This window comes from Anaerostipes sp., from assembly GCF_018381315.1.
GTDB lineage: Bacteria > Bacillota > Clostridia > Lachnospirales > Lachnospiraceae > Anaerostipes.
The window spans coordinates 59,298-84,683 of the sequence record NZ_JAGZSD010000011.1 but is presented as its reverse complement, the minus strand read 5'-3'; the positions used below and the strand labels follow the sequence as shown (position 1 = coordinate 84,683).

Genomic DNA, 25,386 nt, shown 5'->3' with positions numbered 1-25,386 from the left:
CAATATATGGTAAGATAGTAGCAAGAAAACAAAGGAGGCACATTATGAGCAAACAAAAGCTGAGCCCAAAACAAGAACAAATCTTAGAATATATAAAATCTCAGATACTGGAAAAGGGATACCCGCCTGCAGTCCGTGAAATCTGTGCCGCTGTCAGTCTGAAGTCCACCTCTTCTGTTCACTCTCATTTGGAGTCTTTAGAGCGCAAGGGCTATATCCGCAGGGACCCTACCAAACCGCGTGCCATCGAGATCATTGATGATGACTTTCAGCTTACACGCCGTGAGGTTGTCAATATCCCTATTGTCGGAACCGTCACAGCCGGAGAACCGATTATAGCAACAGAAAATATCGAGGACTACTTTCCCATGCTCCCTGAGTTCATTGGTTCCAAAAATACTTTTATGCTCCATGTAAAAGGTGACAGTATGATCAACACCGGCATCTATGACGGAGATATGGTAATCGTAGAGGAAACTCCCTCAGCCGAAAATAATGATATTGTTGTTGCTCTTATAGAAGACTCCGCCACAGTAAAACGGTTCTTCAAAGAAGACGGCCACTACCGCCTTCAGCCTGAGAATGATTTCATGGATCCGATTATCGTAGACGAAGTTTCGATCCTCGGCAAGGTAATCGGTCTATACCGCAGCATGTCATAATAGAAAAATAAGACAGTACATATATTCATAATTACTGCAGTATCATATCACTTGGCTCTGGCTGCTTTACAGTTCAGAGTCTGTTTTATTTTTGATAAACTTAAAATCAAAATGCTGATTATCGCTTAAAAACTAGGTTTACAAGTAATAACGCAGGTTTTGAGAGTATCGTTTACCACTAATTTACTACTTACGAAAGAACTTTGATATGACACTATAATTAAAAGCATATGTTGGATAAAAAAGCGTAGGTTATATGTAACTCACTTAATCGTGATACATAACCTACGCTTTCTCTTCGTTGAATTTATTTTCTAATCCTTTTTATCACTCTCCAATAAGTTGATTCCATGCGTTCTTCACTTCTAAGCAAAATGTCATAAATGTCTATAATTCCTATCACGTATATAAATAAGTATATGGAACATGCTGTCAAAAGACATTGTATTTCATTTATAGGAAACACAGGTATATTTATAAATCCTAATATACCTGCCAGTAAAATCATACTTACCCCCAGAAGAATAAGAGCAATATACTTTTTCTTTTGTGCTTCATGTGCTTCTGCTAAACACGAAAAATAGGATGGGTCAAAAAGTAAACGTTCACTCTTTAGCTTTTTATAGGGATTTCCCATAAAAGCCATGCTTAAAATAAAAGCAAGTCCTGCTACAATAAATCCACAAGCAAGGGTAATTGATACTACACGGTTATCTTGGAATAGAAAATATGGAACACCGCCAAGAACCATAAGAGCTACACCAATAGCTGTACACTTAGTTGTTTTTTTATGAAAACCCAAAAATCCCTCAGCACATTCTTTACTTACATAATATCCATTTTCATTTGAATTTATCTGCTCTGGATTCTCTTTAAGTAGTTTATCAACAGACACTCCAAAGATATTACTAAGTATAAGTAATTTTTCTGTTTCGGGATAACCTTGATTATTTTCCCATTTGCTAACCGCCTGTCTAGTGGTGTTTAATTTCTGGGCTAATGCTTCTTGAGAAAGCCCTTTCTCTTTTCGCAGTTTAAATAGTTTCTCACCAAAATTCATTTCTGTTGCCTCCTATCTATTTGATAACAAAATATTATCAAATAGTCACGTTTTAATCTATCACACTTGAAATGCACATTGTCAACTTCAAGTTGCAATCCTGTCATATACTTCAGAAACTGCCGATTTATAGAGGTATTATACCTTTATTCACTATCACTAGCAACTAAAATCAGAAGTTGTTTATCTTTGACCGTAAGAAAAATAAAAGGAAGAAAAGCTGTATTTGCTTTTCTTCCTTTTTCACATTCCTATCCCTGTATATTTTCTGCTATATACACTTTTTCCTTCGCATCATCATCAGCACCAGTATGAAACATACACTTGCTCCTGCCAGCCATACACTGACTGAATCTGCGTCATCTCCTGTATCTGGTGCAGCTGCCGCTTTCCTGGTCCTGGTGGTCTTTGTCTTGGCTGTCTTATCAGAATTTAACGAAGGTTTTACTTTATTTGCTTTCTTCCATCCCGCATACAAAACTCTGTTTCCTGTAATGATATTCTTCTCAAAATCCCATTGATTTTTACATTCCTTCTGTAAATACCATCCGTCAAAAACATATCCGTCTCTGTTTGGCGCCGGAGGTTCCTGGATGTGCTCCCCATACTTTATATTCTTAATACCAGGCACCTTGCTGCCGCCCTGACTGTCAAATCTCACCTCATAACGCTTTTCTGCCGGCGTTTGTCCCGGCAGATTATCGTCCGAAGAATCATGATCTTTATATGCAATCACATAGACAGAATATTTGTCACTGTCCACGGTAACTGTGGCATCGCTGTCATCCAGATCCGGCAGCACCTCTGCTTCCACATTCCCGTCCGTCCTATGAGCTCTTATGACAAAAAACTCCCTGGAAGATCCGTCCTCAGCAGTTCTTGCTTCATCCGGTATATTGAATATCATGCGGATAGGGGAATTCAAAACTGACAGGTTTTCCACCGACTGATTATTTTTTCCCAAGACTGTTTTTACCACACGGATATCCAGATTTTTATACACACTGGCTCCCTGAAGCTGTCCCCTGACTGCCTCCTCTTCCTCCTGGTCCGGCTGGGTATCTGATGCCACTACTTCAATCTTAAAGCTGCTGTCATTTTGCTGAAGTTTTTTAGCATCCTCGGAAGTCATATTATCTAAGAGCAGAGATTTATCTTCCACCTGCAGACTTCCGCTTACCTTCATCTCCACCTGAGGCAGACTTGCAATGGCATTCCTCAGCTTTTTCTTTGCAGTCTCGGAAACTGTATCCTGTTCCGCTTCCGGCAGGGCTTCAAAATGCTGTTTCGCATCCAGAATTGAACTTTTTTCTTCCTCTGTCGCAGGTCTTCCATCCGGAATCTGCGGCAGCTGTTCGGTGATACTCTCTATATCATCGGCCAGCAAAGGAACAAACACTGCACAAACCTTATAATCGGACTGAACATTTTTAATTGTATAAGAATCATTCACAATCTGACTGGTTACATCCAGTCCATTTACACTGGCACTTTCCAGGCGATAACCCGCTTCCGGCTTAAACCTTAAAACAGCCTGGCTTCCCTGGACAATTTCTGACTCACCTTCGGGAGTAATCCGTCCATGCTCTCCCTGATACGCTGTTATTTTAAATACCTTGCCGTCTGCTCCGTGCAGCACTGCTGTCCCGTTTTTAACTGTATAATTATAATTACCTTCTGCATTCTCTTCCGGCACAAAATTCCACTTGTACTCCTTCTCTCCACTCTCAAGAGACTGACCTTTATCCCAGCTGATCGTCCCTTTCGTATCTCCCTCTGAAAGCGCAATCTCCGGCATCCCGTCTGCCGTATTCAGCAGCCCCTTCGGATATACCGGATTTACTTTTGATTCAGCCTGACGGAGAGAAACCGGAAAGTCATGATCTACTGTATAAAACGGAACCGCTTTCGTACCTTCCACACGGCATGCCTGAACCCGTACACGGCATGCTATGGTAAACCGGGGTTCCCTGACATCTGTCACATCGTATGCATTTGCATCAAATCCCTTCAACACTGCCGGAGAAGATGTTATCGTTCCCCATGACCATGTATAATAAAATACCACATCCCCTGATTCTGCCTTTTCTATCGGCTTTGCCATCGGATGAGATGCAGTCACTTTTAAAGTCTCAGGTTTCCCATCGTAAACCTTGTCAATTCCATCCCCAAAGGTAATCACCGGATCTTCCAATGCACTGATTGGATACAGCTTATCCTGCTTTATGACATCCGTTTCAGATACCGGGCTTACTGCATTTTCGGTTAATCCCCATTTTTTTCCTTCGCTCGCAGGAAATTTGTAGGCACTGTCCGCACTCCACACACCCTGGCCATCTTTTACATAATTATATGGAAGATTAAACAGCCGGTTCATCGGCGCAGTACTTCCTCCATCCTCAAAGCTGACAGAAATCTCATATCCAATCTTTTTACTGAACTGACTTCCCATGATGCTGCATACAGCAGCAAAATCTTCCTTATCACATACAATCGCCGTCAGTTTACTGGAAGAATACGTACCGAAAGTACCGGAACTGATAAATTCTGTATTCCCTGCATCCGCTCTCTTGGGCAGATAAATCGTTTTTAAATTGGTAGAATCAAATACATTCTTTCCTATTTTCTGAACGGAAGACGGTATGACAACCGCACCGTTTAAACCGCAGTAGCGAAAAACGGAATCTGGTATCTGCGTCAGATTATTTCCTTCAAACACAACTGAGGTTATATTCTTATTTCCTGAGAATGCAACAGTTCCTATAGCTGCAACACTTGCTGGTATCGTCAGTTTACCAGAAAATCCTGCAAGACTGCTGTCGCTGATCTTAAACGCATTCGCCCCGATCGAGGTTACCTTATCTGGTATTTGTAAAGTGCCTCCAAGGCCGATATTAAAAAATGCGTAATCCCCAATCGTCCTCAGTTCACTGGGCAGCTTCAGTGTACCTGTAAAACCTGTACAGTCCCGGAAGGCATGATTGCCGATAGCCGTCACATTAGAAGGTATTGATAAAGATCCGCTTATACCGGAAGCTCCATAAAAGGCATTTTCTCCAATGCTGGTAAGCCCTGATGCATTGGTAAAATCCAGACTTACAAAACGGCAGCCTGAGTATTTAGTATTGTAGAACAGCTTAAATGCATCCTTTGCAATCGATGTAACGGTCTGTCCATTGATTTTCTCCGGAATCACCAGGTGAATATTCTGTTTTTGATCTTCTGTCAGTCCGTTCAAAAAACCGGCAGTCAATCCTGAAATGGCTCCGCCGCTGAAAATAAAATCTCCTTCCTCCGGCACTGCCTCATCCGACTCAGTCTTCCCGGCGTAGGATTGTCTGATCTCCGGTTTAGCCCGGCTGTCAACCATTTTGTTCTGTTCTGTTGCCGGCACATTTGATTCTTTATTGTCTGTTTCCGTATTTTCCTCTGATGTCTGCTGTTTGGGACTTATTTCATCCGTACTCTCCTCTGCCATCTTTTCCCCATCCTGCTGTGCAGTCTCAGCCTCATTCAAGTCAGTGTCACTCTTCCCGGCCATGATAACTCCCGTCGTATGAATTGACAATACTAAGGTAAGCAAAAAAGCCAGGGTCCTTTTCATCCCCTTCATCCTATCCCCTCCACATAACCCACTTACTGTTCTTTTAGAATCCCCTTAAATTCTATCTCTATTATACACTATTCATCTAAAAAAAGAAGTCTCCTGCCTTGGATTTAACGGGAAGTATAAAATTGATTTTTTACTGCACAGGGAACTCTGAAGGAATTTCCCATGCACTAAAAAAACTGCTTCATGACCGTATATACGGTACATGAAGCAGCCTTTTTGGTTTTATAACCGAAAGCAGTCTGCCTTACGCTCCGGCTTCCATGGAGACTTCCACTCCATCCTTCCAGATTCTTTCCAGATCATAAAACAAACGATTTTCCTGATCGAAGATATGAATCACAATATCACCAAAGTCAATCAAGACCCAGGTTCCGTTCTGATATCCTTCCATCTGTTTCATTTCATATCCTGCTTTAAACAAAGCATCCTGTACATTATCCACAATCGCCTGTACCTGGTTTTTATTCTTGCCGTTTGCAATAATAAAATAGTCGGCCACAACAGAAATCTTCTGGATATCAATCACTTTGATTTCCTCTGCCAGTTTTTCTTCTAACGCATGATATGCGATTTTCGCCATCTCCAAAGACTGGTTCATATGCGGTCTTCCTCCTTGTAATATTGATAGGTCTCCATTGTTTTCGGATCAATGGTCTGTTCCCTGCCCTGAAGATACTGTATGGTATGCTCCAGTATCTTTAAAAGGCACTGATCCATATCCGAAAAGGCCAGCTGCCGTACATTTGAAAGCCCCGGGATCTCTTTTCTTCCCGGCTCAATATAGTCAGCGATAAATACAATCTTATCCAAGACTGTCATTGCCGGCTTCCCGGTCGTATGACACTCCACTGCAGATGCAATCTCGGGATCTTCATTTCCATAACAGTCTCTGGCAATATACGGTGCCAGAGCGGAGTGTAAAAGCTGCGGACTTTCCTGCCGCTCTTTTGTCAGCGTAATCCCATATTTCCTGCAGAGCTTTACCTGCTGCTCCAACGAATATCCTTTGGCACAGTCGTGCAGCAGACCTGCCATAAATGCTTTCTGAATATCTTCGCCAAATGCCATAGCCATTGAAGCACTCGTGTAGGCCACCCCGAGAGTATGGCTGTAACGGCTTTCTCTTAGATTCTCTGAAAGCTTTTTCTTAATCTCATTCAGTTCCATACAAATCATTTCTTTCTATATAAAGTCTGACTTCCTCCGGCACAAAATAACGGATGCTCTGGCCTCTGGCTGCCCTTTTCCTGATCTCATTGGATGAAATCTCTAAATCCGGGCTGTCCAGATGACAGATACTGCACTGGTACTTATCCTGCAGATACTCAATCTGAGCATCCAAAGCACTCCTTGAATCATTTCTGGATGCTACCAGAATGGATGCCATAGACAAAATCTCCTCCGTATCCTTCCATGATTCGATCTGATACAAAGAATCTGCTCCCATAATAAAATAATACTCTGCGTCCGGGTGCATGCAGGTAAGCTTTCTCAGGGTATCTACTGTATAAGTGTACCCCTCCCTGCAAAGTTCAATGTCGGAAAATTCAAAGCCCGGATGGTTTGCTATCGCCATCCTGACCATATTTACACGATCTTTGATCTCCACATTCTTTGATATTGTTTTGTACGCCGGATTTTTGGTAGGGATGATCAACACCTTGTCCAGCCCAAAATCCTCAAGGGCTGTCTGTCCAAGGATCAGATGACCATGGTGAATGGGGTTGAAGGTCCCTCCCAGAATTCCAATCTTCTTCATAATTCCTCCGACGAGTCTGCTGCGCAGCCCTATGCTTTAGGCAGCTGGATCTTCTTATGGTCCTTGGACTCTTTATATAACACAATTTTTTTCCCGATCACCTGCACAACCTCAGACCTGGTTCTCTCGGCAAGAACCTGTGCCAATTCTTTCGGATCATCCATACAATTCTGAAGAACTGCGATTTTTATCAGCTCTCTGGCATCAACTGCCTCCCGGATTCCTTCGATCAGTTCCGGTGAGATGCTGTCTTTTCCAACCCGGAATACCGGATCGATCTTCATTGCCAGGCTCTTTAAATAAGCTCTCTGTTTACTTGTCATTGCTTCTCCTTACTTATAATAATCAAACTCTAAATCATATAACTTTACGGTGTCCCCTTCTTCAATTCCAAGGGCCTCCAGTTCTTTTACAACTCCGTTTTGTTTCAGGAACTTCTGGAAGAAATCAAATCCGCGCTCAGACTCCAAATTCGTGTAGCCAAGCATCCGTTCTACCTTCGGCCCTTCCACTGTAAAGACTCCTTCTTCCGGATTTGCCACGGTGATGCCGCCCTCTTCTTCTTCAAATGAAAGGTCATACTCCTGCTCAAACTCTGTCGCACCTTCCGGCAGTTCGTCCAAAAGCCTGCTCACATGCCATAAAAGTTCCTTGACACCTTCTCCGGTAACCGCGGAGATCGGAAATACTTTGATGCCGTCTTTTTCAAACTCTTCTGACAGCAGATCCATCACGGTTTCCCTGTCCTCTTCTGTCATAGCATCGATCTTATTCGCTGCAATAACCTGGGGTCTCTCAAGGATCTCTGAATTGTATTTTTCCAGTTCACGGCTGATCGCTTTGATATCTGCAATAGGGTCCCTTCCTTCCACAGAAGCTGCATCCACCAGGTGAATCATCACTTTGGTCCGTTCAATATGACGGAGGAACTCAAAACCAAGCCCTACTCCTTCTGATGCTCCTTCGATGATTCCCGGTATATCCGCGATAACAAATCCTTTGCCTCCTGCCAGATCAACCACTCCCAAATTTGGGTTCAATGTAGTGAAATGATAGTTCGCAATCTTCGGCCTTGCATTGGTCACTCTGGACAGGAATGTGGATTTTCCAACATTCGGGAATCCTACCAGTCCCACATCAGCGATCACCTTCAGTTCCAAAGTCACTTCAAGTTCCTGGCATTTGCCGCCCGGCTGGGCATATTTAGGTGCCTGCATCACCGCAGTGGCATAGTGCTGGTTTCCTTTTCCTCCGCGGCCGCCCTTTAAGAGCGCAACCGGCTCGGTTTTATTTGACATATCAAGGATCACTTTCCCTGTTTCTTTCTCTTTTATAATCGTGCCCGGCGGAACTTTCAGCACGATATCCTGTCCGTCAGCACCGTGGCAGCGTCTCTTGCCGCCCTCTTCTCCGTCTCCGGCCTTATACTTTCGTTTATGGCGGTAATCTGCCAGAGTATTCATTCCTTCGTCAACAGCGAAAATTACATCGCCTCCGCGGCCGCCGTCACCGCCGTCCGGACCGCCGTTGGGCACATAAAGCTCTCTTCGGAAACTCACATGTCCGTTGCCGCCTTTTCCTGATCTGATATATATATTTGCTCTGTCTGCAAACATCGGCTTTTCCTTTCTTATCTTTAAAAAAACGGCTCCAAATTGTGAAATTTGAAGCCGTTAAACATTCAACTGTCTGCCTGTACAAACTTATGTCAACAATTTATGCAACTGGGTGTACAGAACACTGTTTCTTATCTCTGCCTTTTCTCTCGAAACGAACGATACCATCTACTAATGCAAATAATGTATCATCACCACCGCGTCCTACGTTGACACCCGGATGGATCCTTGTTCCTCTCTGGCGGTAAAGAATATTTCCAGCTTTTACAAATTGTCCGTCAGCTCTCTTCGCACCTAATCTCTTAGACTCGGAATCTCTTCCGTTCTTTGTGGAACCCATTCCCTTTTTATGAGCGAAAAATTGAAGGTTCATTTTCATCATTGTCTTACACCTCCTCAAATACTACGTGAATATATCGATGATACTCTGACTCGATATTGGTAATACCAAGAACCAGAGAATCTAATAATATCTGTCCTTTTTCAGAACATGTCCCTGAAACTTTAAAACTGATCACTGCATCCTCTTCAGATACATGATGCGTACTTTCATCATCTGTCAGCTGTTCAAAAGAATTCAGGAAATTAATGACCAATGCAGAAACCGCAGCACAGACTATATCCTGTCCTTCCTCGGCATATCCGGTATGGTTCTTTGCCGAAAAGCCGGCCGGCTTTCCTTTATGGTCCCGGTAGAATGTAATCTCTGTCATTCTCTCGGCCCTTGATTATCCAACAATATTGTCAATCTTGACTTGTGTGAATAACTGTCTGTGACCATTTTTCTTATGGTATCCGGTTTTTCTCTTATACTTGTAAACAACGACTTTTTTATCTTTGCCTTCGCTTACAACTGAAGCTTCAACCTTTGCACCGTCTACGTTAGGTGTTCCTACTTTTACAGTATCTCCACCAACTAATAAAACATTATCAAAAGTAATCTTTGCTCCGACTTCTGCGTCAAGTTTTTCAACTTTGATCACATCACCTTCGCTTACTTTGTACTGTTTTCCTCCTGTTGCAATAATGGCGTACATCTATGGCACCTCCTATAATCAAACTCGCCAGCTTTGGTGATCCATAAGGATTCTTATACCTCGCTGTGCGGCATACTGGTATAGTATAACAATTTATATTTTCTGTGTCAAGCAATTTTCTTACAGGAAATCTTCTTTTTCAATGGGTTTCCTTACTTTTTTTCTCGTGATCTCCATAAGCCCCAGTTTCGTCATATCCACAGCCGCTGCCTTTTTTGAATCCCGGTTCAGGCAGGACTGCATATAAGAAAGAAGCCTGTCCTCGTCCTCTTTTTCCTTCATATCAATAAAATCCACAAGGACAATGCCGGATAAGTTTCTGAGCCGTATCTGTCTTGCCGTCTCTTGTGCGGCCTCCCTGTTGATTTTTATAATGTGGGATTCTTTTTTGCCCCGGCCGATAGACTTCCCTGTATTTACATCCACTACAGTCATAGCTTCTGTGCGCTCGATGATCAGAAATCCTCCCGACTTCAGCCATACTCTCGTATGAAATGCAGCCTCCAGGCTGTGGGAAAACCGATATGCCCGCTCAATGGACTGGTCCTGCTTTTCCATAAAGCGGACCTGGTATCCATTATCCTGTGCTTCCCTGCAGATCTCACTGTCGTCAGAAATAATCCTGTCTGTCTGCCCCGGCATGAGGCCAAATACATAACGGGACGAAAAGCTTTGATTCGTGGCTGCCAGCTGACAGGGTTTTAAATACTGCTGCTTTTCTCTGATTTTTAAAAAACTCTCAGCCAAAGCTCCTGCTTCACTAATAATCTCTTCCTCTGAAGCACATGCAGCCTCTGTGCGGACAATAAAACCGTAATCCTCCGCCACAAGGCCGGAGGCAAGACTCTTTAACTCTTCTCTTCTTGCTTTGTCCCTGATCTTGCCGGAGATCCCCACAAAGGGCCTGTCTGAAGACAGTACTAAGAACTCTCCGGTTAACTCTATATTTTCCGTGGCCAGCGGCTCTTTCTTGTCAGTCCCGTCTTTCTTCACCTGGATAAGGATTTCCTGTTCGTTTTTCAGTTTGCCCGGCTTTCTGCGCTCATCCAAAGGATAAAAACAAAGCCTGCCCCTGTCAATCTCCACAAAAGCCCCGTTAATGTTCGGTACAATATTTTTTATTTTGCCTTTATAAATATTTCCGACAAGGCTTCCTTCTTCCAGAGGCTCCGAGGAAAATTCCACAAACTCCCCGTCCAAAAGCCAGCCGCTGACAATATGCTGCTGCCGTCTCGTGATGATTACTTCATTCATATGTACTATTCTGCACCGGAAATACTGGGGATATCCACTGAAGGGTCAAGATCTTCTTCATAGTCTACTCCGTCCATATCAAAACCGAACATCTGATAAAAATCTTCCCAATATCCTTCAATATCGGAATACTCCTGAACATTTTCAGTATTCACCTTTTCCCAGCGCCGTTCCACTTCTTCCTGAACCTCCGGCCGAAGTTCCCAGTCATCCAGGCGGATCAGTCCCTGTTTATCTGTCTGTGCCTGTCCAAAGACATCCTTTTCCTGAAAGAGTCTTACGATCTGTTCAATACAGCCTTCATGCAGCCCTTTTTCTTTCATGACACGGTAAAGCACTGCCATGTAAAGAGGAACGATTGGAATCGCAGAGCTGGCCTGGGTTACCAGACCTTTGTTGACAGATATATAGGCCTTGATCCCTTCTTTTGAAAACTCCTCATTGATCTCAACTGCTGTCTTGTGAAGGTGTTTCTTCGCAGCACCGATTGTTCCTTCAAAATAGATAGGATAGGTAAGCTCCGGCCCAATATAAGAATACGCAAAGGTAACTGCATCCTGTTCAATGGCATCTGCATCGGTGAGAGCCTGGATCCAAGCTTTCCAATCCTCTCCTCCCATGACCTTCACTGTAGCTTCCACCTCTTCTTTTGTGGCAGCCTCAATGGTTTTCTCACTGATGGTATTATCCTTAAGGTTCAGATTCTTATTTGTAAAGTCATCCCCTGTAGTTTTCAGGACTGACTGGTAAACCGTGCCGTCCTCTGCAGTTCTTCTCGGCGCAGCCAGGCTGTAAATAACGGCATCAACCTTGCCGAAATCCTTCTTGATCAGCTCAATCACCTGGTCTTTTACTTCTCTGGAAAATGCATCCCCATTTACGGTCTTTGCATATAATCCTTCTTTGGCTGCAGCCTGTTCAAATGCAGCAGTATTATACCATCCGGCAGTAGCTGTACGCTTTCCGGCTGCCGGTCTCTCAAACATGACACCCAGGGTATCCGCCCCGCATCCGAATGCAGCGGTAATTCTTGATGCCAGTCCATATCCGGTAGATGAACCGATAACCAGAACCTTTTTCGGCCTGTTCTTTCCGCTGACGTGATTCTTTACATATGTAATCTGATTTTCAACATTTTTTCTACAGCCCTGGGGATGTGCGGTAAGGCACAGGAATTCCCGGACTTTCGGACTTATTTTCATGTATATCTCCTTTACTTTTCAAGTTCAACGATTACTGAAAATTATAATCGTTCCTTTTTACACTGTCAAGTTTCCCCAAGCTCTGAGCAGGCATTCCATATTATTTTATTTTTCTCCATCCATGTCCCTCCGGCCTCCCGGCACCTTTTGAAAGCTCCTCTGCAGTGCAGTTTTCAGTACGTTCAGGTCAATCGGTTTTGCTACATGGGCGTTCATTCCTGCCTTATATGCATTCTGCACATCTTCATCAAATGCATTGGCAGTCATGGCAATAATCGGTATCCGGACTGCATCTGCCCGTTCCATTTCTCTGATTCTGCGGGCAGCTTCATACCCGTTCATCTCAGGCATCTGGATATCCATTAAGACTGCATCATAGGTGCCCGCCTCTGCTTCCTGAAATGCCCGGACCGCCTGTGCCCCGTCAGTTTTAAGAACAGATTCCGCACCGCACATCCGGAGCAGTTCACACAGAATCTCTGCGTTGATAGCATTGTCCTCAGCCACAAGAAAACAGCGTCCTGCAAACATTTTCTCGTCTGATACGGATGAGAATTCCGAATCCATTCCTGCTGGCGGCTCACCGGCGGCCTGTGCTGCATCAAACTCTAATTCTGCTTCAAAAACAGATCCGGCGCCAATCCGGCTCTCAACCGTTATATTCCCTTCCATCAGATCAACCAGGCCCTTTGTGATGCTGAGTCCAAGGCCTGTGCCCTCAATACGCGCGGCATTGCTGCTGCGGGTAAATGGTTCAAAGACATGCTCAAGAAATTCTTTTGGCATTCCGATCCCTGTATCTCTGACTGTAAACAGGTACCGGACGCGGCCTTTCTTCTCCGGAATATTGATCTCTTCAGTTGTAAATTCAACACTTCCGCCTTTTTCCGTGAACTTAATGGCGTTGCTTAAAATATTGATTAAAATCTGGTTAATGCGCAGAGCATCCCCGTAAAAAGACTTCTTGGAAATATTCTTTGTACGCATCCGAAACTCAATCCCCTTATCTTCCGTCTGAGACTTGATGATAGCAGAAATCTGCTCCATCAGCTCAGGCAGAAAAACCTTATCACTGTTCAGATTGATCTGAGAGCGCTCAATTTTACTCATATCCAGAATGTCATTAATCAGGCTGAGAAGATGATTTGAAGAAATGGCTATTTTATGAAGACAGTCTTTCACCCGCTCTTTGTCATCCAGAAAGGCAGATGCCAGCGTTGTCATACCCATAATAGCGTTCATCGGTGTACGGATATCATGGCTCATGGCAGAAAGAAAATCACTCTTTGCTTTGTTCGCCTCTTCTGCAAACGACAATGCGTCTTCCAGGTCCTTTTTCGTCCTTCTCTCCGCCGCCAGCATATCGGTCACATCAGCCCTTACCAGACACAGAGTCCGATGATTTACATCCCCCCACAGGACATTAATCTGCTTATACCGTTCCCCGGCCTCATCCTGATATGAAAACAAAAAATCATACCCGTTAGGCTGTTCTTCCAGCCGCTCTATCATGGTTGGAATCTGGAACTGCCGACAGTCCTCTGAAAGATTTTCCTCTGATCCATGCTGATTAACAAATCTTAGAATCGCCTCATCATAATGATCAATGAAAAATGCAGGAAGATTCTCAAGAACGATTTCTCTTGTATACAGAGTCAGATTTCTGCTCCCAATATCAATAAACGCAGCCAGTTCAAATGTATAAGCAATCATATGAAGCAGGCCCTGCTGTTCCCGGATAGAATCTGTAATATCACTTCTTGACAGACATACCCTTCCCAGTCTAAGGTCCACTGCTGAAACTGTCATATTTTTTGTCCTGATATCCCCATTGTCATCCATGACAGAAAAAGCAAAGGTATAGGATCCCTGCCTCTCAAGCTTCTTATACATCTCTGCCGGATCCAGCCCTCTTTTATACTGTTCTTTGTCCCTCGGCACAACCCTTGTCTGAAGCATAAGTTCCGTCCATTCAGAGTGGCAGCCTTTGACAGGAGGCACACAGCATGAAGCTTCTCTGGATGAAAGGATGGAATAGGTGTCATTTGTCAGATCTACATCCACTACCAGGTCACAGCCTGTTACAGACAGCTGATGAAGGATACGGTCTGAAATTGCCTGTTCTGTAATATCTGTGACAGTAAGAATCCCCGTGACATCGCCGCTGTCAGGTGTTGCCACCATATGCATCTTAACCTGTACATACCTGCCTCTAGAATCCTTCGGAAACCGGACAAAACACTCCATCTGGCGTTCCAGTTTTCCTTCCTCAAAAGCTTTTAACGCCGGTTCATTCAGATAAGTTTCGAGAAATTCCCTTTGTTCCTTCCCATCCACAATCAGGCCTGACAAACCAGTAAAGAAACGCTGCCTGTCATCGCCGAATGTTTTCAGCAGATCTGAGTCTGTATAATCAATGATATCCAGAATTTTACTCCGAGTAATGTTGCAGTGCCCCACAACCAGTGCATTCGGTCCCGGAGTCCGGTAATGCTGAAGGATTAAATCCTTATACTGACTGCGGATTTTCTCCTGTTCTTCCACTGACTGAGTGATATCCGTATAGACTGCATACAGCCTGACAACCCCATCGTCTGCCCGCAGCAGGGACAGCATGCATTTGACCCAGATATATCCTCCGTCTCCCAGCATGACACGCGCTGTCAGTTCACAGTTTCCTTCCCCCTCATTAATATAGCGCTGAAGCTTCTCCCGGATGCCTTTGACATCATCCGGACAAATCCCTGCCAGGATATCCTTTTCATACATTTTCTCAGCTTCTTCTACTGTCATATGAGTCATAGCGGCATAGCCCTCAGAAATAAATTCTGAGACCAGGGTTCCATCCGGTTCACACCGAATAACGGAAATGCCTCCCGGCAGATTTTTTATGATCGTCTGAAAATACATTTCCAGACGTTCTTTCTCCCTTCGTGTAGTAACTTCCTCTGTTACATCATGTACGTACTGAATATATGCAGGAATCCCATTCCAGTCTGTCTCCCTGAAATGCGCAGTGTATACTCTGTCGGAACCAGGTATCTTCATCTCGTGCTCGCCGCTCTCTGCTGCATATCTTTTTATCTGGCAGAAACTGCAGGGCCTGTCATTTCCATGCAGGGCTTTATAACACTTCTGGCCGACACAGTCTTTCCCATTCATAAAAAGATGGGTAGATTCATTGGCATAGAGAAGATCATAGTTTTCCTTTTCTATGACATAGATTCCGTCAGCCGTCTCATTGGCGATACTCTGAAACAGCCGTGTCTCAGCCGACATGCCCGTAAAAACAGCATAAAATCTTGTTGTTTTTGACAGCGGACCCATGCGCCTTCCATTTAAATGAATCCAGATCAAATGCCCGTCTTTGTGGTAAATCCTATATGAGACATCCAGCACTTCCCCGCTGACCAAAGCCGTCTTTGTTGCCTCCAGCACTCTTTTTCTGTCAGGGGCATAGATGACGTCCAGTGCGTCATATTTCACTATATCCTCATATTCTTTCCTCGTATGGCCCGAAAGTGCCATGACACCCTCTGAAAAAAACTCAGCAATAAAGCGTTCCCCTTCCACACGGTAACTGGCAATACCTCCGGGGATCGAATTGATCAGATGATCTTTTTCCAACTGTATCTGTTTCAGGCCGGTGATGTTGTGGAACACACAGTGAAGCAGAGGACATCCATCTTCCTCCCCGATCCATTTAATATGGATATGTACCCATACAATATGCCCGTCCCGGTGCTGCTTACGAAATTCAAACTCAGATACACCCCGGCTTTGGATAACTTCCGCCGCCTTGGATACAACCATGTCCTTGTCTTCCCAGTAGGTCATATCAGCGGCATCTTTCTTGATAAGCTTCCTGTACTCTTCCACCGTATAACCGGACAGCTCAGGTACTCCGTCTGAAAAATAAACAGTCTCAAAGATATCTGAGACTTTGTAGACGGCAACGCCTCCCGGGATTGCATTTATGATATCCTGCATTTTTGCATTGGCATGCATCAGTTCTTCTTCCGTCTGGATCCGGCTGCTCACGTCACTGAAGACAATATAAAAGAGCACCCCTCTGTCTTCTCTGCGCCCCATGGCCCCATCCATATGGATCCATCTGTATATCCCCTTTTTGTCATGAAATATACGGCAGGTATGAGATAAAGCTGTACCCTCATGTAATAATTGATTTACTTTTTCCTGCAGTTCAGGGACATCCTCTTTGTGAACTCCCGAAAATGTCAGGCCCTGTTCTGTCTGCATGACCTCAGAAATATGCCCGTCAGAGTACCCCAGCACTTCGTAAAATGCAGGGCTGCAAAATACTGAATAAACTTGACCGTCTTCCAGATAGTATACACACAATCCGCCCGGAATACCGCTCAGAGCCTGCTCTGCTTTCTCTCTCAGCACTTGCAGTGTCCTCCCTGCCGTCCCCTGCTTCTCCATAAATTCTTTTTTCTCCATTGACAGCACCACCTTTGCGACTGATCCTTAACATTAGACAGGAATAACCCCGCTCATTCCGCACTAACTCTGTCCATATATATATTAATTAATTTTACCATAGGCACCGAAAAAGTGCAATGAAGATTACACTGCAATTCAGCTTTCCAGACAAATAAATTCTCTATGCATTTGTGCGCATCCTGCACGGAGTGCTTTTTATTTCATGGGACGCACTTTCCCATGAAATAAAAAAGCCGTATCGGCATGAATTCTGACCGATACGGCAACTTTATTACTTTATAATATGTATGTATTCTACTTTACAACTCTTCTTACTGCTACAATCTTTCTGTATTTTGCATTGGGAGAAATTTTGATTCCTCCTCTTGGATAAGGTGCTGAATTGCTGGCATGAACAATTTTATTCTTTCCCATGTAGATAGCTACGTGTCCGCTGTAGCAGATGATATCTCCCGGCTTGGCTTTTTTGATGCCGCCTTTGACTTTCTTTCCGACTTTTCTCATTCCATAAGAAGAATGCGGAAGTCTTTTGCCGAACTTTCTGTATACAGACATTACGTATCCGGAGCAGTCAGCCCCTCTTGTCAGGCTGGTTCCGCCATATTTATATTTATTACCTACAAAGCGTTTTGCATAGTTTACTACTTTTTGTCCTTTATTAGAAGCAGCTTCTGCCTCTCTTGTTCCCCCGATTGTGGAACATCCCACGACAGTGAGCATTACGACTACCAGTGCTTTTACTACTAAACGTTTCATGTGCTCTCCTACTCATCATTTCAAATGCTACAATAATATTTCATGTATTTCTTTCACTGTTGCTATTGTAGCTTATGTGTAATGAAATTGTCAAGAGTTTTTTAACATTTGTGTAACATTTATATTTTTTTCTTTAAAATATCGACAAATCTCTTCACAAACCTTAGCTCCTCATCTGTGATCTCATGCTGGCTGAACCTGGCTTTTTCCGTGATATTTCGAGCTTTTTCAAAGATTAAATAATGTTTTTCGTCTAAGTTCTTTCCCTCTGTCAGAGAATTTATTAAATTTTGATAAACTATGACTTTCTCCTTATTGGAGCTCATTCTCCATTTCCGATACCGTAAAATTTCCTTTATAATTTTAACAATTGTAACAATTACGCAAAGAGATATAAACAATACGATCAGGCTCTGGAGGACCATATTTTTTTCCATAAAGCCCACTCTGCGGTCCAAAGTTCCGGACGGCTCCTCCTTTGCCTGCTCCTGTTCTGCCAGAAGGCTTCTGGTGTTTGTCACTTCCACAGGGACCCATCCTGCATTCTCTATGTAAATTTCCGGCCACGCATGAGCATAAAAGTCCGTAACCTGGGCAGTATTATTCTTTTGGAATTTTTGCTTGTCAATCCGGTACCCTTCTACATAACGGCACGGAATACCCGCTGTCCTGAACATCATAACTGCAGCGGAAGCATACTGGGTACAATACCCCTTCTTATTCTCATTCAAAAAATACCAGATAGGATCCTCTCCATCCGGTGTAACACCGGAATCACTTGTATAACGATAATTTTTCTTTAAAAGCTCCTGTATGATCCCGGCCTTTTTCCGAGTTGAGACCACTGAATTGAGTTCCGGAAACTTCTTTTGCAGCTTTTTCTTTAGATCTTTTGGAACTTTGGTGTACTGACTGGCTGCATACTGATTATAAGAATCCATGGCCTGAAAATACTCCCTCTCCAGTGTGACATCGCCGGTCTGACCGTCCAGCAGGGCGTCTGTAATCCTTCCATCCGCTTTCAGCATACTTTCCAGCGGCACAGGATAATACATCAGTGTTTCTTTCTCCCTGCGGCTTGTCCTGGCGATGTTCAGGTCACCGTAATACCTGCCTTTTTCAGGTGAAATATTGCTGAAATAAGGCCACAGGTAGTAATCATCAGTAAATTTCTGATAGGTGATCTCTGCTCTTTCTGCCTTCCCCTGAAGTCCTGTGTCCAACAGTTCCAGAGAAAGTTCCGGAATCTTCAGGTCAAAAAACTGAAATGGAAGATCCAGACTGTTCTCTCCAAGAATTACTTTTGCATCCTTCTTCTCTTTCTTCCACATGCCGTTCTCATAGATGCCGCTTGTAAATCCCTTCAGATACAGTGTCCTGGACTGTGAAAGCCGGACCTTAAACAGATTCGTCCCCCGCGGCGACACGGACCCGATTTTTCCGATATCGCCGCTTCCAATGCCTCCGGCCACCTGATAATCCCTGCCCTGGGATACGAGCCTTACAAACTCTAAAGCAGTCTCCTTGAGCGGATTGCTGCTGACAGGCTCCCCCACAATTCCAGATGCAGCTACCGCACCCAGGAGCAGACATCCTGAGATCACTGCTGCGCTGTACCTTTTTCGGCGCATCCAGAATCCATACCCGGCAATCCCGCATAAAAACAGCAGAAAGGGCCCTGTAATGGAATAAGGTGTCAGAATCAGCAGACATGCTTCAACAGCTGATACTGCGGCTACAAGCACCTTTGTTTTTCTGGCCAGCAGATGAAACAATACACTGCCCAGAAGAAACAGCAGAAGGATCAGCAGGATACTGTCCCTTCTTGTATATTCTGCCTGTATATCCACGTAATAATAAAATCCCATGTCATACACTTTGTTAACGGCATCAGCCATCCTGTTGCTGATTACCTGAAAGCCGTTCGCCAGTGCACCCCGCAGGAAGAAAGCGGCAGCTGCCGCAAAAGCCAGAACCCCCCAGACCGCCTTCGGATATCTCTCCAAAAAGACACACAAAGCTGTCAGGATCGCCACACCGGAACAAAGCAGATAATACTGAAAGGCTCTCGTAAAAAAGCCTACAAAAACGCTGTCCGTCAGGCCCAAAAATATGATGCTGAGAAATATGTATTTAATATATGGTTCTAATTTTTCCTTCATATAAAAATACCCCTATAAAATTTATGTATGCCTGCATATTTCTGCAGCCTGATTTCAGAATAATTCCAAATCATAGATTCCCTGTTCCAGCCCGTTTCGGCCAACTGTATTTGTCTCTGTCCCCGTTTCCACATAGATTAAATCCGGCTCTCCGGGTCTCATGAAAATATGGATTCCTTCATGTTCCCCATTTCCGGAATACTCATCAAAATCTGAGGCAAACATCTCTCCGAATAATTCCTCATATTGCTGATAGCGCTCCAAATAAAATTCTCTTGTTCCCCAGCGGACCGTCTGAGGCATTTCCTGCTCCAGAAAAAACTTTGATACAGAATAAAATACGGTAAAAAAATCGTCAAAAGCATCTTCCAGCTCCGGCAGACTCAGCCTGAGAATAAGCTTTTCTTCCTTTTCATCTTCCATATCTTTGACCATCAGCAGATTTTTCCCCGCAAGCAGTTTCCAATGGATCCTGGAACTCTTATCTCCAGGATGATACTCCTTCAGCCCGTCATACTCATATTGATTTTTTGTTTTTGCTTCTACTGCCCTGTCAAACATCAATCCCAATGGATATGCATCCGGCATGATAAGCGCTCCGGCCCTGGCTTTCACAAACTTTTCCGCCCAAAACAGCCCCGTCATATCTCTCATACGGATTTTTGCCACTGTGACATGCACCTCATCACAATGATCAATCTTCAGAGGAATCTGAAATCCACTCCCGCCTCTGCCGGCATACTCAAACCTCTCTTTTTTCACCTTTTTCTGCCCCATAAGCCAGTAGCGCACCTGATAGGTAACTTCACACTCCACTGCATCCAGACACCGGATCCCGGTAAAATCCCCTTTTAAAAGAATCTCCTCGTTTCTGGACGCCGCTTTTGGCTCCAAAGATACTTTTACCCTGAGCTTTGATGCCTTCCTGCGGACAGCCAGCCAGGAAATAAAAACAAAAACAAATAAGGATGCCAGCAGGCATCCTCCGATGATATCTTGATATAGAATAACATAAATCATGCTCAGGAAGATGATTCCGATAATCATGGCCGCTCCTTATCTGCTTTCAGGGACAGGAATTCCTTCTGCTATGGATTCCAGAATCTCCCTTACAGTCTTGCGCTTGATCCTTGCCTCTTTACTCTTTACAACTCTGTGCGCCGACGTGGCATAAAAAATATCTTTGATGTCACCCGGAACCATGTAGTCCCTTTCATCCAGGTAGGCATTTGCTTTGGCCATCTGCAGCAGAGAGATCGTCCCCCTTGGGCTGATTCCCATATCCAGGTCGGGATGATTTCTTGTGGCACCGGCAATATCGACAATATACCGGTATAAATCTTCATGGACATATACCCTCTCTGCCTGCTGCTTCATTAAAATCAGGTCTGTGATTTTAATGATCTCTGTCAGTGAGTCAATCGCCACATTCACTCTTTCCTGCTTCAGCATGGCAATCTCGCTCTCCCTGTCAGGGTAGCCCATAGAAATACGGATCATAAACCGGTCCAGCTGGGCCTCAGGGAGGGAATGGGTTCCCACAGCTCCAAGCGGGTTCTGTGTGGCAATGACCACATATGGATCCGGCAGTTCTCTCGTCACCCCGTCCACAGTGATCTTTCCTTCCTCCATAGCCTCCAGAAGAGCTGACTGAGTTTTGGGGGAGGTACGGTTGATCTCATCTGCCAGAAGAAGATTGGTGATTGCCGCTCCTCTTTGATATTCAAAGGATTCGCTGCCCTGCTTATAGACTGAAAAGCCGGCAATATCCGCAGGCATCACATCCGGGGTAAACTGTATCCGCTGATAATCAAGCCCCAGCACCTTGGAAAATGCAATAGCAAGCGTAGTTTTTCCCACTCCAGGTATATCCTCGATGAGAATATGGCCATTGGCTAAAATGGCCGTCATCACCTGTCTCGTGATATGCTCTTTTCCGATGATTACTTTTCCTATTTCCTCAATCGCCCTTCCGGCCAAATTGCTCATCACATCACCTCTAAGCCTTTTTCTTTACGTTCCAAACAATGGAAGCCATAGCCACTGCAAGTGCTCCGGCCGCAACAGCCAGCCCTAAAAATCCGTTTCCTAAGGCTCCTGCCGTCAGATAGCCGATCACCGCACACCCTGCAACAATAAATGCATAAGGCATCTGGGTGGATACATGATCGATATGTCGGCATCCGGCCCCCGCAGAAGCCAAAATGGTCGTATCCGAAATCGGGGAGATATGATCCCCGCATACAGCTCCAGACAAAATGGATCCCACAAGCAAAGGCAGCATTGAAATATCACTGCCCACAACCGCTACTGAGATCGGAATCAGAATTCCGAAGGTACCCCATGAAGTTCCGGTGGCAAAAGAAAGCCCCAGCGCGGCCAGGAAAAACAGAGCCGGCAGAACTGCAGTGGCAGATGTATTGCCGCTGATGACTCCGCTGACAAACTGTCCGATCCTCAAATACTCATCTCCGCAGATACCGGAAAGCGTCCATGCCAGACACAAAATCATAATGGCTGAAGTCATAGACTTAAATCCCTGGCTGAAGCTTCCGCAAAAATCCACAAACGCTACTACCTTTCTCGGAATATATAAAAGGAAAGTAAAAATAAGTGTTGAAAAAGATCCAAGCACCAGACTTCTGCCGCTGTTGCAGCCGGACAGGGCAGATATAATATCTTTGCCCTGGAAAAATCCGCCTGTGTAAAGCATAAAACCGATACAGGATGCAATCAGAAACAGAATGGGCAGGATCAGATCCTTTACCTGGCCCCTTCCCACAACCGGGACATCTGCTTCATGCTTCTGGTCGTGGGTCTCATTTCCCTTCTCCTCCTCATACTGCTTCATCTTGGAAAAATCCACATTAAGGATAATCAAAAAGATGAGGAACACCAGCGTCAGAAGCGCATAATAATTAAACGGGATGGCTCTCACAAACAGTGAGAATCCATCAATGCTGCTTCCCTCCGGCAGAGATGATCCCACAGCTGCTGCCCAGCTGGAAATCGGGGCTATAATACAGATCGGCGCTGCAGTGGCGTCAATCACATACGCAAGCTTGGCCCTTGTGACCTTATATTTGTCTGTTATGGGCTTCATGACGGTTCCAACAGTCAGACAGTTGAAATAATCATCCACAAAAATAACGGTTCCCAGCAGAGACGTTGCAAACATAGCCTGTCTCTTTGACTTAATCGCCTTTAACGCCCATTTTCCATAGGCCCGGGAAGCTCCGGATTTGGTGATCAGGGCAACTAAGATACCCAGCATCACAAGAAAAATCAGGATGTCGCAGTTGCTCCCGATTTTTCCGGTCATAATTTCAAATATGGTATTCATTGCTTCCACAGGCTGAAAATGTTCAAACATTAAAGCCCCGGAAGCAATCCCCACCATCAGGGAAAGATAAACCTCTTTTGTGATCAATGCCAGTCCAATGGCAATGATGGGCGGCACCAGCGCCCAAATAGTTCCGATCATTTATGCTGCTCCTTAGTTCTCCTCTTTATAGTAATTAATCAGGCATCCCTTCAGGATGATCTCTCTCTCGTCATCTGTAAGTTCTCCCAAGGTCAGCTCAAATTCGTTCAAATCTCCGTCTCTCACCACAAAAGCCCGGATCTTGCTGTCCTTGTTCTCCACTGCCTCTCTGATGCCCGGAAGGAATAAGTAATCTTTATTCTTAAAAGGAAGCTCTCCTTCTTCAATCGTCAGCGGAAGCATTCCCCAGTTGATCAGGTTAGAGCGGTAGCGTTTTGTGGCGTATCCGTTTGCAATATTAGCCCATCCGCCCAGTACCTTCTGGCAGGAAGCCGCCTGTTCCCTGGCGGAACCGTCTCCGGGCTTCACTGCAAAAATTGTGCTTCCGATTCCCAGATTGCCTTCTCCGGCTTCCGGGAACTTTTTATTGACAGCCTCCATAACAGGCTTTAATTCCTCCACTGCATCCAGCGGACAGGTTCCAGCCTCAATAGCCTTCTGTCCCTTCTGGATCTCTTTTGCAAGCCCTACATATGCAGGATCTTTTCTGGACAGTGTAAACTCTGCAAGCCCAAGAGGATTAGAGCGGTATGAGGAAGTCTCCCCGGACGGGATCAGCTCATCCGTTGTAGTCACCGGATCGTGGATCTCAGACACTACCTTTAAGACAAGATTCTCAGGAAGCGCGGACATCTGAGGCCAGTCCTTGATATTCGGTCCAAACTGAACTTCCACAGAAGAATCTGCCGCACCCTTGCTGTCAAATACACGGTTTTCATAAATTGTCTTGTCAAAGAAGTATTTCGGAACGTTAAAGTCAGCATCTACGTCGGTTGCAGGCGTCAGGTATCCTTTGTTTGCTGCGGTAGCTGCGATGGATCTGGCATCCATCAGTGCCACAGATGCAATCTGTCCGCTCTGAAGCTTAGAGCCTTCTCTGTTCGGGAAGTTCCTTGTAGAGTGGCGGATGCTGAATGCATTATTGGCAGGAGTATCACCTGCTCCGAAGCACGGTCCGCAGAATGCTGTTTTCACAACGGCTCCTGTAGCCATGAGATCTGCTACCGCACCGTTCTTTACAAGTTCCATAAAGATCGGTGTACTTGCAGGGTAAACACTCAGAGTAAACTCATCAGAACCAATGCTGGATCCCTTTAAGATATTGGCTGCTTCACAGATATTTTCATATCCGCCTCCGGCACATCCTGCAATAATTCCCTGATCTACATACAGTCTGCCGTCCTTGATCTTGTCCTGAAGAGAATAATCTACAGCTCCGTCAAGACTTACCAGGGCACGTTTTTCCACCTCTGCCAATACGTCATTCAGATTCGCATTGACTTCTTCTATTGTATAGGTGTTGCTTGGATGGAACGGCATGGCGATCATCGGTTTAATTTTAGATAAATCCACTTCTACCATTCCGTCATAGTATGCTACGGCACCAGGATTTAATTCTTTGTAGTCCTTTTCCCTGCCGTGGATCTCATAAAATTCCCTGATGGTATCATCTGTCTTCCATATAGAAGAAAGACAGGTTGTCTCTGTCGTCATTACGTCAATGCCGATTCTGAAATCTGCTGAAAGATTTGCAACTCCCGGTCCTACAAACTCCATCACCTTGTTGTTTACATATCCGCAGTCAAATACGGCACCAATAATAGCCAGAGCCACATCCTGAGGCCCCACCCCTTTTTCAGGCTTACCGGTAAGATAAACACCTACAACAGAAGGCATATTGATATCATAAGTACGGCTGAGCAGCTGTTTTACAAGCTCCGGTCCGCCTTCTCCCATGGCCATGGTTCCCAGCGCTCCGTATCTTGTATGGCTGTCAGATCCAAGGATCATCTTTCCGCCACCAGCGAGCATTTCCCTTGCAAACTGATGAATTACCGCCTGATGAGGAGGTACATACATACCGCCGTAACGCTTAGCAGCAGTCAGGCCGAACATATGGTCATCTTCGTTGATCGTTCCGCCTACGGCACAAAGGCTGTTGTGGCAGTTGGTAAGTACATAAGGAACCGGGAACTTTTCGATCCCTGATGCCCTTGCAGTCTGAATGATCCCAACAAATGTTATATCATGGGATGTCAATGTATCAAATTTGATCTTCAGCTTGTCCATGCTGTCAGATGTATTATGGTTCTTTAAAATTCCATATGCGATCGTATTCTGTTTTGCTTCTTCTTTTGATGGGGCAGTCCCTGTAAGCTGGTTTAATCGTTCTGTGTTATTTTCATCTACAAGTTCGGTGCCGTCTACTAAAAATGCACCTTTTTCATACAAATTAATCATACTTTCCTCCTGA

The 25,386-nt window shown here is 44.7% G+C and carries 20 protein-coding genes; 1 reads left to right on the top strand and 19 read right to left on the bottom strand.

The annotated features are described in order from the left end of the window. Positions 1-44 precede the first annotated feature (44 nt). On the top strand, positions 45-662 hold the full coding sequence (lexA, locus tag KH180_RS10125; protein ID WP_290759891.1) for a transcriptional repressor LexA: 618 nt from the start codon (positions 45-47) through the stop codon (positions 660-662). Positions 663-969: 307 nt separating this feature from the next. Here the strand turns inward: lexA and KH180_RS10120 are convergent, their stop codons facing one another. The 19 genes from KH180_RS10120 to KH180_RS10030 form a co-directional block, all read right to left on the bottom strand. After that, the gene (locus KH180_RS10120) at positions 970-1,722 is read right to left on the bottom strand and encodes a helix-turn-helix domain-containing protein (RefSeq protein WP_290759889.1); all 753 of its coding nucleotides are present in this window, start codon (positions 1,720-1,722) and stop codon (positions 970-972) included. 271 nt (positions 1,723-1,993) lie between these two features. After that, positions 1,994-5,335: a leucine-rich repeat protein gene (locus KH180_RS10115; RefSeq protein ID WP_290759886.1), complete on the bottom strand. Its 3,342-nt coding sequence runs from the start codon at positions 5,333-5,335 to the stop codon at positions 1,994-1,996. Positions 5,336-5,579: 244 nt separating this feature from the next. After that, positions 5,580-5,933 carry a ribosome silencing factor gene (gene rsfS, locus KH180_RS10110; protein ID WP_290759884.1) on the bottom strand — a complete coding sequence of 118 codons (354 nt, stop codon included), beginning with the start codon at positions 5,931-5,933 and terminating at the stop codon, positions 5,580-5,582. Then, entirely contained in the window at positions 5,930-6,502 is a 573-nt protein-coding gene (gene yqeK, locus KH180_RS10105) for a bis(5'-nucleosyl)-tetraphosphatase (symmetrical) YqeK (RefSeq protein ID WP_290759882.1), read from the bottom strand. Before yqeK ends, rsfS begins: the two co-directional genes overlap by 4 nt. Further along, a complete protein-coding gene (gene nadD, locus KH180_RS10100) occupies positions 6,489-7,094 on the bottom strand; it encodes a nicotinate-nucleotide adenylyltransferase (RefSeq protein WP_290759880.1) in 606 nt (201 codons plus the stop codon). The genes yqeK and nadD overlap by 14 nt, the downstream gene beginning before the upstream one ends. Before the next feature lie 29 nt (positions 7,095-7,123). Continuing rightward, a complete protein-coding gene (yhbY, locus tag KH180_RS10095) occupies positions 7,124-7,417 on the bottom strand; it encodes a ribosome assembly RNA-binding protein YhbY (RefSeq protein ID WP_290759878.1) in 294 nt (97 codons plus the stop codon). A gap of 9 nt (positions 7,418-7,426) precedes the next feature. Continuing rightward, positions 7,427-8,710 (bottom strand): GTPase ObgE, encoded by a 1,284-nt coding sequence (obgE, locus tag KH180_RS10090; RefSeq protein WP_290759876.1) that lies wholly within the window; start codon positions 8,708-8,710, stop codon positions 7,427-7,429. 100 nt (positions 8,711-8,810) lie between these two features. Continuing rightward, positions 8,811-9,092: a 50S ribosomal protein L27 gene (gene rpmA, locus KH180_RS10085; protein WP_290759874.1), complete on the bottom strand. Its 282-nt coding sequence runs from the start codon at positions 9,090-9,092 to the stop codon at positions 8,811-8,813. Between the two features lie 4 nt (positions 9,093-9,096). Next, the gene (locus KH180_RS10080; RefSeq protein ID WP_290759873.1) at positions 9,097-9,423 is read right to left on the bottom strand and encodes a ribosomal-processing cysteine protease Prp; all 327 of its coding nucleotides are present in this window, start codon (positions 9,421-9,423) and stop codon (positions 9,097-9,099) included. A gap of 15 nt (positions 9,424-9,438) precedes the next feature. Then, positions 9,439-9,747 carry a 50S ribosomal protein L21 gene (gene rplU / locus KH180_RS10075; protein ID WP_290759871.1) on the bottom strand — a complete coding sequence of 103 codons (309 nt, stop codon included), beginning with the start codon at positions 9,745-9,747 and terminating at the stop codon, positions 9,439-9,441. 120 nt (positions 9,748-9,867) lie between these two features. Next, positions 9,868-11,001: a ribonuclease E/G gene (locus KH180_RS10070; protein ID WP_290759869.1), complete on the bottom strand. Its 1,134-nt coding sequence runs from the start codon at positions 10,999-11,001 to the stop codon at positions 9,868-9,870. A gap of 5 nt (positions 11,002-11,006) precedes the next feature. Then, complete coding sequence (gene fabV / locus KH180_RS10065; RefSeq protein WP_290759868.1) at positions 11,007-12,203, bottom strand: enoyl-ACP reductase FabV; 1,197 nt, start codon at positions 12,201-12,203, stop codon at positions 11,007-11,009. A gap of 105 nt (positions 12,204-12,308) precedes the next feature. Next, positions 12,309-16,667: a PAS domain-containing hybrid sensor histidine kinase/response regulator gene (locus tag KH180_RS10060; RefSeq protein ID WP_290759866.1), complete on the bottom strand. Its 4,359-nt coding sequence runs from the start codon at positions 16,665-16,667 to the stop codon at positions 12,309-12,311. A gap of 297 nt (positions 16,668-16,964) precedes the next feature. After that, entirely contained in the window at positions 16,965-17,426 is a 462-nt protein-coding gene (locus KH180_RS10055; protein WP_290759864.1) for a C40 family peptidase, read from the bottom strand. Between the two features lie 119 nt (positions 17,427-17,545). Further along, the gene (locus KH180_RS10050; protein ID WP_290759862.1) at positions 17,546-19,588 is read right to left on the bottom strand and encodes a transglutaminase-like domain-containing protein; all 2,043 of its coding nucleotides are present in this window, start codon (positions 19,586-19,588) and stop codon (positions 17,546-17,548) included. A 54-nt stretch (positions 19,589-19,642) separates the two neighbouring features. Continuing rightward, on the bottom strand, positions 19,643-20,635 hold the full coding sequence (locus tag KH180_RS10045) for a DUF58 domain-containing protein (protein ID WP_290759860.1): 993 nt from the start codon (positions 20,633-20,635) through the stop codon (positions 19,643-19,645). A 9-nt stretch (positions 20,636-20,644) separates the two neighbouring features. Beyond that, on the bottom strand, positions 20,645-21,577 hold the full coding sequence (locus KH180_RS10040; RefSeq protein ID WP_290759858.1) for an AAA family ATPase: 933 nt from the start codon (positions 21,575-21,577) through the stop codon (positions 20,645-20,647). A gap of 10 nt (positions 21,578-21,587) precedes the next feature. Next, positions 21,588-23,072: a Na+/H+ antiporter NhaC family protein gene (locus KH180_RS10035; RefSeq protein WP_290759856.1), complete on the bottom strand. Its 1,485-nt coding sequence runs from the start codon at positions 23,070-23,072 to the stop codon at positions 21,588-21,590. A 12-nt stretch (positions 23,073-23,084) separates the two neighbouring features. After that, positions 23,085-25,373 (bottom strand): hydratase, encoded by a 2,289-nt coding sequence (locus KH180_RS10030; RefSeq protein ID WP_290759854.1) that lies wholly within the window; start codon positions 25,371-25,373, stop codon positions 23,085-23,087. Between the last annotated feature and the right edge of the window lie 13 nt (positions 25,374-25,386).

Bases quoted from the DNA above. Each gene is read 5' to 3' on its own strand.
- lexA (WP_290759891.1), top strand. From the start codon at position 45: ATGAGCAAACAAAAGCTGAGCCCAAAACAAGAACAAATCTTAGAATAT.
- KH180_RS10120 (WP_290759889.1), bottom strand. From the start codon at position 1,722: ATGAATTTTGGTGAGAAACTATTTAAACTGCGAAAAGAGAAAGGGCTT.
- KH180_RS10115 (WP_290759886.1), bottom strand. From the start codon at position 5,335: ATGAAGGGGATGAAAAGGACCCTGGCTTTTTTGCTTACCTTAGTATTG.
- rsfS (WP_290759884.1), bottom strand. From the start codon at position 5,933: ATGAACCAGTCTTTGGAGATGGCGAAAATCGCATATCATGCGTTAGAA.
- yqeK (WP_290759882.1), bottom strand. From the start codon at position 6,502: ATGGAACTGAATGAGATTAAGAAAAAGCTTTCAGAGAATCTAAGAGAA.
- nadD (WP_290759880.1), bottom strand. From the start codon at position 7,094: ATGAAGAAGATTGGAATTCTGGGAGGGACCTTCAACCCCATTCACCAT.
- yhbY (WP_290759878.1), bottom strand. From the start codon at position 7,417: ATGACAAGTAAACAGAGAGCTTATTTAAAGAGCCTGGCAATGAAGATC.
- obgE (WP_290759876.1), bottom strand. From the start codon at position 8,710: ATGTTTGCAGACAGAGCAAATATATATATCAGATCAGGAAAAGGCGGC.
- rpmA (WP_290759874.1), bottom strand. From the start codon at position 9,092: ATGATGAAAATGAACCTTCAATTTTTCGCTCATAAAAAGGGAATGGGT.
- KH180_RS10080 (WP_290759873.1), bottom strand. From the start codon at position 9,423: ATGACAGAGATTACATTCTACCGGGACCATAAAGGAAAGCCGGCCGGC.
- rplU (WP_290759871.1), bottom strand. From the start codon at position 9,747: ATGTACGCCATTATTGCAACAGGAGGAAAACAGTACAAAGTAAGCGAA.
- KH180_RS10070 (WP_290759869.1), bottom strand. From the start codon at position 11,001: ATGAATGAAGTAATCATCACGAGACGGCAGCAGCATATTGTCAGCGGC.
- fabV (WP_290759868.1), bottom strand. From the start codon at position 12,203: ATGAAAATAAGTCCGAAAGTCCGGGAATTCCTGTGCCTTACCGCACAT.
- KH180_RS10060 (WP_290759866.1), bottom strand. From the start codon at position 16,667: ATGGAGAAAAAAGAATTTATGGAGAAGCAGGGGACGGCAGGGAGGACA.
- KH180_RS10055 (WP_290759864.1), bottom strand. From the start codon at position 17,426: ATGAAACGTTTAGTAGTAAAAGCACTGGTAGTCGTAATGCTCACTGTC.
- KH180_RS10050 (WP_290759862.1), bottom strand. From the start codon at position 19,588: ATGAAGGAAAAATTAGAACCATATATTAAATACATATTTCTCAGCATC.
- KH180_RS10045 (WP_290759860.1), bottom strand. From the start codon at position 20,635: ATGATTATCGGAATCATCTTCCTGAGCATGATTTATGTTATTCTATAT.
- KH180_RS10040 (WP_290759858.1), bottom strand. From the start codon at position 21,577: ATGAGCAATTTGGCCGGAAGGGCGATTGAGGAAATAGGAAAAGTAATC.
- KH180_RS10035 (WP_290759856.1), bottom strand. From the start codon at position 23,072: ATGATCGGAACTATTTGGGCGCTGGTGCCGCCCATCATTGCCATTGGA.
- KH180_RS10030 (WP_290759854.1), bottom strand. From the start codon at position 25,373: ATGATTAATTTGTATGAAAAAGGTGCATTTTTAGTAGACGGCACCGAA.